The sequence below is a fragment of the Streptomyces sp. NPDC002490 genome (genome assembly GCF_040296045.1).
Taxonomy (GTDB): Bacteria; Actinomycetota; Actinomycetes; order Streptomycetales; family Streptomycetaceae; genus Streptomyces.
This window is the reverse complement of record NZ_JBEOWM010000039.1, coordinates 1-13020: the sequence shown is the minus strand read 5'-3', so window position 1 is coordinate 13020 and position 13020 is coordinate 1. Positions and strand designations below refer to the sequence as shown.

The following is a 13020-nucleotide window of genomic DNA, read 5'->3' as shown; positions in this document are numbered from 1 at the left end:
GTCAACGGCGGCTCGGGAATCCGGGGAATCGGACCGGCGAGCCGGTCTCCCCGTTCCTCCGGCGGACCGTCGACGGCGCCACGCCCCTTGCTGCCGGCTTCCGGCATGAAGTGAGCATAGTAACCGAGGGTGATCGTCCGGGCCGCCGGGCCAGGATCACGACGGACTCTCCGGCTTCCCACCTGAATCGACGTGGCCTGGCCATGCGCACGGACGAGCCCGCCATCTCCTACCGGGCCGCACGCCACCTCGCCGCCGTCCCGATCCGGACCCGATACTGAGCGACGAAGAACACTAACCGGAGGTGCCGGGCAGCCAGCTGGTAGCGCCCAACACCTCACGCGCTATGTCCACCACCGAACGTCCGTCGGTGGCCACTCGCACCGTGTCCAGAGGCGTCTGCTCATCCAGGATCCGCGCCTTACGGGCGCTGCTCTCCAGTTCGCGCTCCAGCTCCGAGCCCAGTTCCCGACCCGTCAGCCGCTCACGAGCGGTGGCATCGGAGGCGGTGAGCACGACCCGCACGATCCTGACATGCGCACCCATGGCGCGCTGGAACACGGCCTCGTTCTCAGCCAGCACGCTCACCGTCTGCGTGTAGATCAAGCGGCGGTACCCGAGCTCGGCGTAGTTCGACCAGAGCGCCGTCAGATTGCGCTCCGCGATCCTGCTGCGCCGGGGATCCCCCTCCGGAGCGGGATGTGCCTGCCCCATGAAGTCGCCTTCGACGACGCAGTGGGCGACCCTCGCGGCGCGCAGACGCGCTGAGACCTCCCACCCCACGGTCGTCTTGCCGACGCCCGCGCGCCCCCCGATGAGCAGTACCTCTGCTTGATCCATAACGACACCCTGCCACCGAGGGATCGAACTGCGCGAACCGGATGTGCGCGGACCAAGGGAGGCAGGCCCTAGCGATCAACTGCTCAGCGCGTCAAAGAGACACGCTTTGGTCTTCCGAGTCAGGAATTCCAGGTCGTCCCCGCCTCCGCGGGCCCGTCCCCGGCCCGACTCCGCGCCGCCAGTAGGGTCTTCTCGTATGGACAACGTTGAACTGAGCGACGCCATAGCGGACTTGGCGGGTCTCGTCGGTCGCGTGGAGGAGACCGGCGAGCGGGTGTGTGTCGTCGATGGCGGCGAACCGATGAGTGTGCTCCTTGCGGCAGCGGAACTCGCCGAGCTGGAACACTTCGCCCAACGGACCCACGGCGGCGCGCGATACCGGCCCAGCCCCGGATCGGGACAGGGACATCCCCTCGGTCCGGACCCGCAGGGCCCGTACATCCGATACGTGCACGCCGGCGGAGGACGGATGACCTTCGTACGGGACCGGGTGGTCGTGGCCGAGCTAAGGTCCGTGGCGGAACTCGACTGGCTGGAGGACGGGGCACGCATGGCCCGCCAGAGCTACATGCCCCCGAAGCAGGCAGCCGCGTTCGAAGAGTTCCTCGCCCGCCAAGGCCCGATGGGCGACGGCGTGGCGTGGATCGCCGACAGCTGGCGGTGCCAGCAGCCCTTCACGGAACTCGTCTTCATCAAGGGGCCGTCCGCCAAGAACGTCGCCCTCGCCTACGGGGCCGACGCACAGGACATCGCCAACGGGCTGCTGCTCCACCAGGTCGAGGAGCAGGACGCGCGGGAGGGCACCGACGACCTCACCCGTGTGCTGGCCTTCGGGGAGGATAACGGCTGGACGTGGTTGGGCTACCACGACTTCGACCATGCCTTCTCGCGCTCCCTCAACCCGCCTCCCGAGCAACAGATCACGCTCCGTGCAACCATGGGCAAGGCCATGTACACCTTCGACTACTTCAAGGACGGGGTGTACCAGAACCCCCTTCCCATCGAGGACGACGCCGAGGACCAGCCGGACGTGTACGAGCTCACCTCGTACACCCCGGGCCAGCCGCCGTTCGCCCCGGAAGCACCGCTGTCCTTCCTCAACCTGCACCTACGCATCGCGGAGAAGGCAGACAACTGGACGGACGACATCGCACTGTTCTTCGAAGGCCTGGAACGAGCCTTCAACCTCACCCTGCCCCGGAACGCGATCACCTCCGGGAACGTACGCTGCGCCCGCCCGGCACTCGAACGGGTGAAGGGCGTCCCATCGGGCGGCACCCCGGATCTACCGGCCCCGGCCTACAAGATCGCCCCTCAAGCAGACCCCGGCGGCATCCACGCGTAGTCCGCACCCGCTTCTGACGGCTTGCCCCACGCTTCGGGGTGGAGGTACGTGCCTCTCTCCTCCTCGGGCTTCTCTTCCTCCACGACCATGGGATGGGCACGTGCGAAGGGGTCCTGCCGAACACCGGTCACCTGCCAGGACACCTTCACTTCCGGACGGTCAGTGGCGATCGCGAAACGGTTGCCGCTCACCTCCTCGGACACGGTCACCTGCGCGAAGCCCCCCATGACGGTGAGCTGATAGCGAAAGTCGCTGTTCAACGCCGCGAAGTATTCGGGAAGCACAACAACCGCCACCCCTTCACTGTCCGTCACGGCGATTCCACTATAGAGGTTCAACTGCTCCGGTGATTCGATGCCCGCGTGATTCAAATATCGATTCTCAGGATCCAGTGGATGGTCAATTCGGAACTGACCACTTCCCTTCGTGAGAGTGCCACTGACACCCACCCTCCCGCTAAATTTCCCTGCATATCCGTAGTCACTCTTCCCCCACACCCCATAAGCCGCGTAGCCGTTGTTCGCCTCCCCGACCACGCCATTTCCGTGGAGCACGGTGCACTCACCACGGACACCGGCAGACAACTCGTTTCCCACGCCAACCCTACTGATGACGGAGTCATTCACATATGTCGGCACCGTTTTCCACCTTCCCTCGAAGCTGACTCGCGGGCGTTCGAGTGCACTCGCGACAGCAGCGCACCCACTTTCTTGGAGTTGCTGCCACACTAGGGGAACCTTCCCCATCGATGATCGCAATCTTTTGATACGCCAAAAGGGGTTCCCAGGCTGCGGGTGATTGGTGGCCTACGGCTCGCGGCAGCCTTCACACCCGTCGGTGCGCTGCTGACGAGCGACAGGTGTTCCTCGTCCGCGATCTGGGATTCTGCGAGCCGTTCGCGGCCCGACGGATCGGTTTTCCGGAACACCCGGCATTCGCAGAGATCCGCGAAGAGGACTGTCGCGCGTCCGGCTACGGACTCGTCGACGTCCCTGCGGGCGATCTGGCGCACCGCGTCGCCACGGTGAGCTCGCTGATCGCGGGCGCCCCGCCCCGACCAACGGCGAGGTGGGTCGCGCCGCACCTCCCTTCCCCGCCGTCCCCGGGACTGGGCGTCTGAACGGCGGCGTGCAGTCGGTCCGTTCCCACCCGGTGGAGAGCACCGGCTCTTCGGGGGCCGGGGTGACGCCCTCACCGGTGCGCCGGCGTCACCGCTCCTCCGGTGCCACCGGTGGAACGGCGGGTGTCCTCGGGAGCGGGCGGAGAAGCACGACCCGGGCCACGGCGGGAGTGAACAGGGCTGTGAGGGGGGCGGAGAGGTTGAGTACGGAACGGAAGGCCCGCCCGACGACCGGGTCGCCGGGGTACCGCTCCTGCACGCGGTTCACGTACCAGTCCGCTGCGCGGTCCGCGGGCCCGCTGCCGACCGCGTTGCCGATCGCACCGGGCATCTTGCGGTCCGCGCCGGCGGAGATGTCCCACGCCTGCCGGGACGCCGCGAGGATCGCCCGTTGCACGCGCCGCGTCGTGGGGGTCCGTTGAGGACCGGCCAGCGCGTCGCGCAGGGCGACCGCGCTCATCGCGGCGACGGCCATGCCCTGTCCGTAGACCGGGTTGAAGGTGCACAGGGCGTCCCCCGTGGCGAGGAAGCCGGCCGGATGGCCGGGCAGGTCGTAGCGGCGGCGGATGTTCGCGGCCTGGCGGTAGCCGAACGCCGGTGTGAGCGGCTCGGCTTCGTCCAGCCAGTGGTGCAGGAGGGGGTGCGGCAGCCTCTTGACGTAGGTCACGAACGCGTCGTCGGAGGTGGGCGGTTCGTCCCCGCGGAGCCCGGAGACGATGACCAGGTGGGTGCCGTCCTCCAGTGGCAGTGCACCGCCGGCGTGGACCTGGGCCGGACTGGGATAGACGTAGTAGCCGGCCGTGTCGCCGCCGAGGACGCCGCTCCTGCCGCGGTAGAGGCGGGACGCGTAGGCCAGGCCCGTGTCGATGGTCTCCTCGCGGGGGGCCTCGGCCCCGATCGCCGTGAGCCATCGCGGGGCCCTGGTGCGGCTGCCTGAGGCGTCGACCACCAGGTCGGACTCCAGGGCACGTCGTTCCCCGTCGGCGCCCTCGGAACGGTCACGCAGCAGTACGCCCCGCACCCGGGAAGCGTCACCGAGGAGCCCGAGCACCTCGGTGGACTCCAGCACCTCGATCACTGGATTGGCGAGAACCCGACGCCGGACCAACCCTTCCAGTTGTGCGCGGGATCCGGTGTGGATGTGCAGGGTTGCGGGCAGGCGCCGGAACCAGCGCCCGTCCTGCCACTGCACCAGGCCCGAGGGCATGCCCACCCGCGGTGCCCCCGCCGCCGCGAGTTCCGCGAGGAAGCCGGGCAGCAGTTCCTCCAACGCCGACTGCCCGCCCTCCAGCAGGACATGCGGGTGTCGTCCCTGCGGTACCCCGGACCGCGGCTCCATGCCCCGGGGGAACCTGTCACGCTCGACGACGGTCACCCGATCGGCGTACCCGGCCAGGACGTGCGCGGCGAGGAGTCCCGCAAGGCTCCCGCCCACCACGACCGCGTGTCGCCCGTCCCCGGTGCCCCCTGCACTCCAACGCCGCCCCTTGCCCACGGTGTTCACCGACGTCCCCTCTGATCGTCCGTCATGAGAAGACACCAGTATCGGGCTTGCTCGCACGGATCGGCCGTGTTCGCCCCGTTCAGGCCCCGAAGGACGCGTCTTCCCCGGGGACCGTGGCGGCGCGGATCGGCTACCGGGACGCAGCGCCCCGGTGACGGTCCGGCGGGCGGATCGTCATCCCGCACGAGCGACGCTCCGGCGCACGCGGGCGGGTCCGACCGTACGTTCCGTACCGGGGGCGACCGCGCGCCGTCGGCTCCCGCCCGCGCGGCGGCACCGGGATCTTCCGTACCCGTTCGGAAACGGAGGACCCCGGCGCGTGACCGCGGAGGCGGCCGGCGGTTCAGCCGGCCAGCACCCTCGTGTGGATCTCCGTCACCGCCTTGCGGGCCGAGGTCAACGCCCCGTGCTGCCAGGCGATGGTGTGGCTGAGCCAGTCCCCGGCGAAGTAGACCTGCCCGGCCGGTTGGTTCAGCAGCTGGTACTCCGGCCCGGTCTGGGAGGGCCAGGCCGCCCAGCCGCCCTCGATGAACGGGGTGCGGTGCCAGGCCACGCTGAACGAGGAGGCGAGTTCCGTGCGGTACTTGTCACCGTGGATCTTGACGCCCTGGGTCACCGCCCGCCGCTCGCGGTCCGCGTGCGTCAACGCGCCGTAGGTGACCGCGGCGTTCCCCGCGTGGTAGTAGCCGACGACGATGCCGCGGTTGCCCTGGTAGCCGTGCGAGGGGTACCAGACGGTGAACAGGTCGTTGTCGGTCGGAGTGACACCGCCGTAGATGCGCTGGTCCGTCTCCCACCAACGATTGCGGTACTCAAGGGCGATCTTCCCGGCCGCGCCCGCCTGGGGGTAGCGGAGAGCGGTCGTGACGTTCGCACCGAGGTTGTGCTCTACACGTGCCATCAGCATCGGCGGTATGGCCGCGATCACGAAGTCCGCGGTCTCGGTGGTCGGTTGGTTCTGGGGGTTCACCCAGGTGACCGAGACCCCGGCCGTCTGGTTCATGACCCGGGTGACACGCGCGCCGTGGACGATGCGGGTGCTGCCGATCGCCGTGGCCAACGCCTTCGGCAGGGCGTCCATCCCGCCGACCGGCTGGAACATCGCCGTGGCCTGCTGGTAGTCGAGCTCGAAGGAGAAGCGGTGGCCCAGTCCGCTGGCGATGACGTCCGAGAGGGAGGGCGGCGGCCCGAGGACCGTACCGCTCTGGAAGCCCGCGCCCGGCTCCACCGAATAGCCCCGCCTGCTGCTGCCGGTGTAGGCCCAGTTGTCCGCCCGGCCTTTTATGTCGCCGAAATCCTTCAGGAATTCGAGCAGCCGCTCCTTGTCCGTTGCGGTCAGCGATTGGTTCAAGGCGCCCTGGTCCGTTGCCTTGGCCAGCAGTTCCGACACATAGCCGTACACATCGGCCTTGGCGGTCCGCCAACGCACCGCCTGATTCGCCAGCGCCGGACTGTTCTCATGGTAGATCAACGCATTGGCGTTCTGGTTGACGAAGGTCTCCAGCTTGACGCCGAGTTCCCGGCAGTAGTCCAGCGTCACATGGGACTGCGGAATTCGGGCCGGGCCAGCGTTGAAGTAGTCCCCCTCGGCGAACGTCGCCGTCTGGGCACGGTAGTCGAGGTCCGTCTCCGTGGTGCCGTTGCGGACCGTCCAGCTGCGGCCGCCCACCCGGTTCTTGGCCTCGAGGATCCGGCAGTCGTATCCGGCCTTGCCCAGTTCGTACGCCGCTGCGAGACCGGCGATGCCTGCACCGAGTATCAGGACCTTCTTCCCCGCCTGCTGTCGGTTGTTGGTGAAGTCGGCGCGCTTCGGCGGGCGGTAGTCACCGGCGACCGCCCGGGGCACCGGCGCCAGGCCGAGCGCCCCCATCGCTGAGTACATGACACCGGCGCCTCCCGTGATCCCCATCGCTCTCAGGAAATCGCGCCGTGAAGTCTTCGCCACCATTTTCCTCCATTCCCCCTTGCCCCGGAGTGTCATCCGGGGTTTCTCTTTGTGAAGTTCTGGCCGTGTGGGGGGAAGGTGGCCGGTGCGCCAGATTTTCTTCACTAGCAATTATCGTCCACGAATCGGCCGAACATTTCGTGAACATCGCCTATGGTTGAACGATGCCATAGGCGCACTCGTCGCACAAGGCACTGGACTTCGTGTCCGACACACTCATCACAGGACTTCCGGGGAGCGAAACGGAATACGTCCGAATGACCATTCATCCTGCCATTCGCCGTTGCCCGCCGGTCGGGCTCACCGGAAAGCGGGGCGAAGAATTCCGAGGAGCGCAGGGCGGACCGTGCCGCCTGCACGGCCCTCGGTCTCGGCCGGCGGGACGCGAATCCGACGGAAGCCGCCGGGCGCCCCGAACGCTCAGCGGCGGGTCGCGGCGATCGTGCGGTAGTGCCGGGACCACGGCCGTGCGCGCTCGAAGGCGGCCGCGGCCGAGAGGACGTCGACGTCCGCGTAACGACGCCCCGCGATCTGCAACCCGACCGGCAGGCCCTCCCCCGTCAACCCGGCCGGCACCGAGATGGCCGGATGACCGGTGAAGTTGAACAGGTGGGTCAAGCACCAGCCCAGGACCGGGTCCACCTCCTCGCCCTCGATCCGGTCGGGGCCCACGGTCCACCCGTCGTCCGCGTTGTCACAACCCGCCACGGCCAAGGTGGGGCTGATGACGAGGTCGTACCGGTCGAAGAGGTCCGCAACGGCGTCGTAGAGCACCGTGCGCACCATCTGGTCACGGCGCCCGTCCATCAGCGTGCGGCCGTCGGTCCGCTCGATCATCGCGCGCAGCCCGGGAGGGAGGTCGTCCCACGGCTCGCCGCGCAGGTCGAGGCCCTCGGCGGCGAACGCCTCGACCACGGTCGAGGCGATGGCGCCCGCGTTGCGCACCCACAGGTCGGTGACCTCGCGGTGCGGCAGCGGCAGCCGGAAGTCCGGCCGGTCGACGTGGATGCCGACCTCTTCCAGGGCCGCGACCGCACCGTCCACCACGGTGCGCACCCCGGGCTCCACCGGGAACCCACCCAAGGTGGGGAGGTACGCGGCACGCAGACCGGTCGGATTGCGCCGGGTGGCCGCCTGGAAGTCGGTGCCGTCATGGGGAACGCTGGTCGGGTCACGGGGATCGTCCCCGACCATGCACGACAGCATCAGCGCGCAGTCCTCGACCGTGCGGGCCATCGGACCGTTGCTCATGTACGGGACGTGGCACAGGAACGCGTCGGGGCGAACCGCGTCGGAGACGCGACCGAACGTGGGCTTAAACCCGACCACGCCGCACAACGACGCCGGAATCCGCACCGATCCCCCACCGTCCGAACCCTGCGCCAGGGCGCACAGCCCGTCGGCCAGGGCCGCCGCGGACCCGCCGGACGATCCCCCCGCGTTCTTGCCGAGGGCGAACGGAGTGCTCGTCGGCCCGAACAACCTGTTGTCGGTGAGGCCCTTGTGGCCGAACTCCGGCGTGTTGGTCTTGCCGAGCACGATCGCCCCGAGACCCTCCAGCTCGGCGACGTGCCGGGCGGTCCGATCCGGCACGTACTCCCGGAAGGCCGTCACGCCGAAGGTGTTGGGCATCCCGGCCTTGTAGTCGAACAGGTCCTTGATGGCGATCGGCACGCCGTGCAGCGGCCCCGCGAGGTGTCCCCGGACGAGCTGCCGCTCCGACTCGGCGGCGGCTTCGAGCGCCGTGTCGGCCGCCACGTGCACGAAGGCGTTGAGGGCCGGATTGCGCTGCTCGATGCGCGTCAGGAAGGCCGCGGTGAGCTCGCGGGGAGAGAGATCACGCCGGCGGATTCGGCTCGCGAGTTCGGTGGCGGGCGTCAGGCACAGCTCGTTGATCTCGGCCGACGAGGCCTGCGACGGGGTCTCGGGGGTGCTCATGGGCCCAACTTTCCTGGCGCGATGCTTGCGATGCCACGTACAAGGTGCGCAGAACTCGACGGAAAGTTGCGCACCCTGCGAAGCTTTCGGATGTGACTGACGAGGCTGAACTGTTGCATGTTGCCAGTGACCAACTCCAGGCCCAGCTCGATGCGTTGACGAGACAGGTCGTCGACGGGATAAGACGGATGGGAATCGGCAAGGAACTCATCGACGAACCCGGGCTCACGGCCAGGGTCGTCACCGAGACCCGCGCGGTGATCCACGAGCTGATCACCGCGCTCGCCCACGACGGCGAGCCGCTGCGCCTTCCGGAGACGCGGCACGTCGCTCGACTGGCGGCGCGCAACGGCACCCCCGAGCGCGACCTGCTGGACGCCTACCGCACGGGGCACCGCGTCCTGGAGGAGGCCCTGATCGAGGCGGTGCCCACCGCCGCGGACGCGGGGGTCGCCCTCGGGGCCGTACGGCTCGGAGCCCGGCGGCTGTTCGCCGAGATCGAGCACCTCGGGGAGCTCGCGATCGCGGAGTACCGCGAGGAGCTCACGGCGATCAGGCCGGCCCGGGGACACCGCCAACTGCACGCGGTGCGCGAGGTGTTGAGGGGAGAGGGTGCCGCGAGCCTGGACTTCTACAACTTACGCAGCGATCACCTGGCACTGACCGCGTCGGGCCCGGGGTCCGAACGGGTCGTACGGATGCTGATGCGCGGCGTCAACGCACCGCACTGCGCGGTGTGGCCGGATGCCGAGCTGGGCTGGGTGTGGATCGCGACCTCCCGGGCGGACGCGGTCGCCGCGGCAGCGGACGCCGCAGCCGAGAGCGGCTGCTGGATCGGCATGGGCGAGCCGGCACGCGGGGCCGAGGGCTTCCGCCAATCGCACGCGGAGGCGCGCATGGCCCTGCGCGTCGCCGAGCACCAGAGGCGTCCCGTGCTGCGGTTCTCCGCTTCGGCACCGGAGGCCATCGCCCTGGCCGACGTCGAGGCGTCCCGCACCCTCATCAGACGGCAACTCGGCCGACTCGCCCGACCGACCCGCCAGGCGGCCACCGCCCGCAAGACCCTGAGCACCTACCTCGGCTGCGGTTCGAACGCGCGCGAGACCGCGCGACGGCTGCACGTCAGCAGCCGCGCGGTCGCCTACCGGCTCCGACAGGCCGGCGACCTCCTCCCGCCGGGCACGGACGCCGGATCGCTGGAGACCGCCCTCGCACTGCGCCTGTTCGAGTCGCTGGGCGCCGTCGACGCCGCCGCGCCGGACCAGCAGCGCTGACGTCGGCGGACCCAAGGCGATGCGGAAACGATACTTCGAGCGTACGGGGGTCTCCCTGCCCGGCGGGCCGTACCCGGCACTACCGCATCGCCGGTCGTTTGGTGGTCAGGGGCAGGAGCCGGAGGGCCAGCGCGAGTTCAAGCGAGGACAGCCGGGTGTCCGAGGGCAGCAGGGCGCGCGCCGCTTGCAGTCGGTTGGCGACCGTGCGTTCCGTGAGGCCGAGTTTGAAGGCTGCGGACCGGGCGTTCTGCCCCGAGGCCAGATAGACCTCCAGCGTCTTGCGGAGCGAATCGTGTCGAGCGCCCTCTTCCGCCAGTTGGCCGAGGCGCCGGTGGACCAGGGCACGGGTGGCGTCGATGTCCGCCAGCCCGATGGCCTCGGGCTCGATGTCGGCGAAGCGCGCGCTCTTGCGCCCCGTCCAGGAGCACACCCGGGAGGCGGACTGCGCCTCCCGGTGGGTCCGCCGGAAGCCAGCCACGCCCTTGCCCGGCTCGCCGGCGCCCAACCATCCGCGCTGCGCCCGCTCCCAGACCGCCTCCCGCACCGTCTCCGGGCCCACCGAGCTGAACCACGCCCACACGACGCTGCGGTCGGTGAACACGGCGAGGGCGCTCTCCTCGCACTCGCGCGCGAACGCCGCCAGACAGGCCGCCGCCGGCCCCTGGGCCACCACGGCGACGTGCTCCGCGTTCAGGTCGTACCCCGGCAGCTCGGTGACCGGCCCCACCTCGTCCAGGACGGACCGCACCGCTTGCAGTCGCAGCGCGTTCTCGTCCCCTCCGATGAGCTCCACCTCGTCCGTGTACTCGGTGGTCACCAGACCGATGAGCACCTCGGTCTGGTGCAGCAGCCGGCGGCAGCAGTGGTGCAGGACGTCCAGGGCGGCGGAGGGTCTCATCCCCGATTCCTGCGCCGCCTGGAAGAAGGCGTCCTGTATCACGCCCTGCGCGATCCGATAGCTGGATATGACGTCGTCCAGCGGCGTCTCGTGGAGCGCCGCGAGCCGGGCGAGGTGCCGCGCACCGTGTGGTTGGATCGGGTCCCGCAGACTGTTCCCGAGCTCCTCCAGGAGCTGTGTGACGAGCTTTTCGGTCTCCAGCCACACCACGGTCGCGAGTGCCGGGTCGGTCGCGAGCGGACTCGTGGGTATGCCGTCGCGCCAGACCGCCGTGAGGATCTTGTCCACCAGATCCTGCTGACGCTTCAGAAGCCAGTCGGTGAACTCTCGAACGCTGCTGTCGTGCGTTGTCATGTCGATCGTGTCCTTCGGCTTTATGAGGCAATCCGGATCCGTGTCGCGTGAGTTTCAACTCCGTGACAGCTGGATGTCTGCCGTGAAGAATCGTGAATGGGGAAACCGGTCGACACGGGTCCGCCCGCCACTGCACCGGATCGGTGGTCGGGTCGGTCCGGCAGCGGTCGACCGGCGGGAGTCAGCTCCGGGTTCGGGGAGTCACCCGGCCGGGACCGGCCGTGAAGGGGGTGGCCGGTACGGCCCGCGTGCAACAGGACCGCTCGTCGGAGGGAGGACCTCCACGTCACCGGGGACGGGACGGGTGCTCCGCCGGAACCCGGCGGAAGGGGGTGCACGAGGACGAGGTGCCCGAAGGATCGTGATGGGGGTCAGGGCCTCGTCGCGGTTGCGCAACGCTCGGACCGGGCTGCCGCTCCGCCGGTCGGCGCCCGAAGTGCACTGGTGCGACGGGGGACGCCCGGTGCGCCGACCGGGGCGGGGGGCTCACCCCTGCCGGTGCCCGGCTCCCCGGGAGCTGCCGCGCCGGCCGTCGGGCGGTGCGGACACCCTCGTCGTCGCGGGCAGGACGCGGAAGTACGGAGCCGGGGGGCATCGCTGGGAGAGGACGTCGAGGAAGGGCACCGACGGCGCGCGGAGCCCCCGCCCGTCCGCCGTGGTGGAGGTTGCGCTCGGGCGGCGCCCCTGCGCTCCCCCGCACCGATCGTTGATGCACCGGCCCACCGAGGTTCGCCGACCAGGCACGCGCGCACGGTCCCGGTGACCCCGAAGGCAGTTGCTCACGATGCGATCCTCCTGATTCGCCCCTCCCAATCCACTGGGGAGTCAAACGGACGGTCGTTGCTGGCCGGTCCTCATGCCTCCCCCGATCGGCTGCCGACCCGATCGATGCAGGTCGAGGGCATGGTTCCGGGTGGATGCACAGGTCAGGAACATCTTTGTTTCAGGTGGGGGTTTCCGGTAGGGCACTGCGTGTTCCGTCGTAGGTATCCAGACACATCCGGACCGTGGGCCGGTTCCTTCACCACTGGTGGGACCGTGTGCGCGGGATGGAGCTCCGTTCACAACTCGGCTGAAAGGAAGCTCCGGTGACGCCTCGGGACCTCCCCGGCCGACCGGGAACCGTACGATGGGAGCCCGCCGGTTGCGGGGTGCCGTCCACCGCCGGGGCGACGGCCGCTCCCGGTGACGCCGTCCCGCCGACGATTCCCGCCCTCGTACCGACACCGGAAACACCGGACGAAAAGCGCCGCATTTCCGGGACTGGGAAGATCACGGAGAACATCTTTCCCTCTGCTGTCATTGTCCGGGCGCCCCCGACGGTGACACGCTGACCGGGCCCGGAGACGTCCCGCACCTACAGGTGAACACGGTTCAACCAGGGGCCCGACCCTTGATGACGGCGATTCACCGAAGCCACCTGCCCGGAGAATGCCGCTCGGAACGGAACGGCGCATCTGACGATGGAGTACTGCACAGAACCGTTTACCCGACACCCCTGTTCCGCCGCGCGGCGGAGCCCTCGCCGTCGTCCCTGCCGGCCGCGCCCTTCCCGCGTGCGCCTGGCCCTCCTGCGGCGGAGGGACGGGGAACGAGCAGCCGCCCGTGGCGGGCGGGCCGGACGGCGTCCGACGCCGTCGCCCCCGGGCGCAGGAGCGGACCGATGCTCCGCAGTGCGACGCACCCCCCAGTGAACGCGCAGCAGAGGGAGTCTCAATGATGAAGTCAAGCCGCTTGCGCGACCGGCAGCTCGGGGGTGAAGACACGGTTGTCGCGCAGGAGAGCCCACAGGACGCTGGCCC

Annotated in this window: 8 protein-coding genes; 2 read left to right on the top strand and 6 right to left on the bottom strand. The window is 69.5% G+C overall.

The window, feature by feature from the left end; all coding sequences use genetic code 11:
* Positions 1–294: 294 nt before the first annotated feature.
* A complete protein-coding gene (locus ABT092_RS22940; protein WP_351246764.1) occupies positions 295–840 on the bottom strand; it encodes an AAA family ATPase in 546 nt (181 codons plus the stop codon).
* Between the two features lie 469 nt (positions 841–1309).
* Here ABT092_RS22940 and ABT092_RS22935 point away from each other — a divergent pair, with 469 nt between their 5' ends.
* Positions 1310–2185, top strand: a complete 876-nt coding sequence (locus ABT092_RS22935) for a prevent-host-death family protein (protein ID WP_351246762.1) — start codon at positions 1310–1312, stop codon at positions 2183–2185.
* On the opposite strand, the gene ABT092_RS22930 is transcribed toward ABT092_RS22935, so the two are convergent.
* The 4 genes from ABT092_RS22930 to ABT092_RS22915 all read right to left on the bottom strand — a co-directional run bounded on the left by ABT092_RS22930 (position 2155) and on the right by ABT092_RS22915 (position 8692).
* The gene (locus tag ABT092_RS22930) at positions 2155–2823 is read right to left on the bottom strand and encodes a hypothetical protein (RefSeq protein WP_351246760.1); all 669 of its coding nucleotides are present in this window, start codon (positions 2821–2823) and stop codon (positions 2155–2157) included. The two genes, ABT092_RS22935 and ABT092_RS22930, sit on opposite strands and share 31 nt — an antisense overlap.
* A 570-nt stretch (positions 2824–3393) precedes the next feature.
* Positions 3394–4740: an FAD-dependent oxidoreductase gene (locus ABT092_RS22925; protein WP_351246758.1), complete on the bottom strand. Its 1347-nt coding sequence runs from the start codon at positions 4738–4740 to the stop codon at positions 3394–3396.
* A 412-nt stretch (positions 4741–5152) separates the two neighbouring features.
* Positions 5153–6691 (bottom strand): flavin monoamine oxidase family protein, encoded by a 1539-nt coding sequence (locus ABT092_RS22920; RefSeq protein WP_351246756.1) that lies wholly within the window; start codon positions 6689–6691, stop codon positions 5153–5155.
* 483 nt (positions 6692–7174) lie between these two features.
* Positions 7175–8692 carry an amidase gene (locus tag ABT092_RS22915; RefSeq protein WP_351246754.1) on the bottom strand — a complete coding sequence of 506 codons (1518 nt, stop codon included), beginning with the start codon at positions 8690–8692 and terminating at the stop codon, positions 7175–7177.
* Positions 8693–8784: 92 nt separating this feature from the next.
* Here ABT092_RS22915 and ABT092_RS22910 point away from each other — a divergent pair, with 92 nt between their 5' ends.
* On the top strand, positions 8785–9966 hold the full coding sequence (locus ABT092_RS22910; protein WP_351246751.1) for a PucR family transcriptional regulator: 1182 nt from the start codon (positions 8785–8787) through the stop codon (positions 9964–9966).
* A gap of 79 nt (positions 9967–10045) precedes the next feature.
* On the opposite strand, the gene ABT092_RS22905 is transcribed toward ABT092_RS22910, so the two are convergent.
* Positions 10046–11218, bottom strand: a complete 1173-nt coding sequence (locus ABT092_RS22905; protein ID WP_351246749.1) for an RsbRD N-terminal domain-containing protein — start codon at positions 11216–11218, stop codon at positions 10046–10048.
* Positions 11219–13020: the final 1802 nt, after the last annotated feature.

Coding starts and splice junctions, on each gene's coding strand:
- ABT092_RS22940 (WP_351246764.1), bottom strand. CDS start 840: ATGGATCAAGCAGAGGTACTGCTCATCGGGGGGCGCGCGGGCGTCGGC.
- ABT092_RS22935 (WP_351246762.1), top strand. CDS start 1,310: ATGACCTTCGTACGGGACCGGGTGGTCGTGGCCGAGCTAAGGTCCGTG.
- ABT092_RS22920 (WP_351246756.1), bottom strand. CDS start 6,691: ATGTACTCAGCGATGGGGGCGCTCGGCCTGGCGCCGGTGCCCCGGGCG.
- ABT092_RS22915 (WP_351246754.1), bottom strand. CDS start 8,692: ATGAGCACCCCCGAGACCCCGTCGCAGGCCTCGTCGGCCGAGATCAAC.
- ABT092_RS22905 (WP_351246749.1), bottom strand. CDS start 11,218: ATGACAACGCACGACAGCAGCGTTCGAGAGTTCACCGACTGGCTTCTG.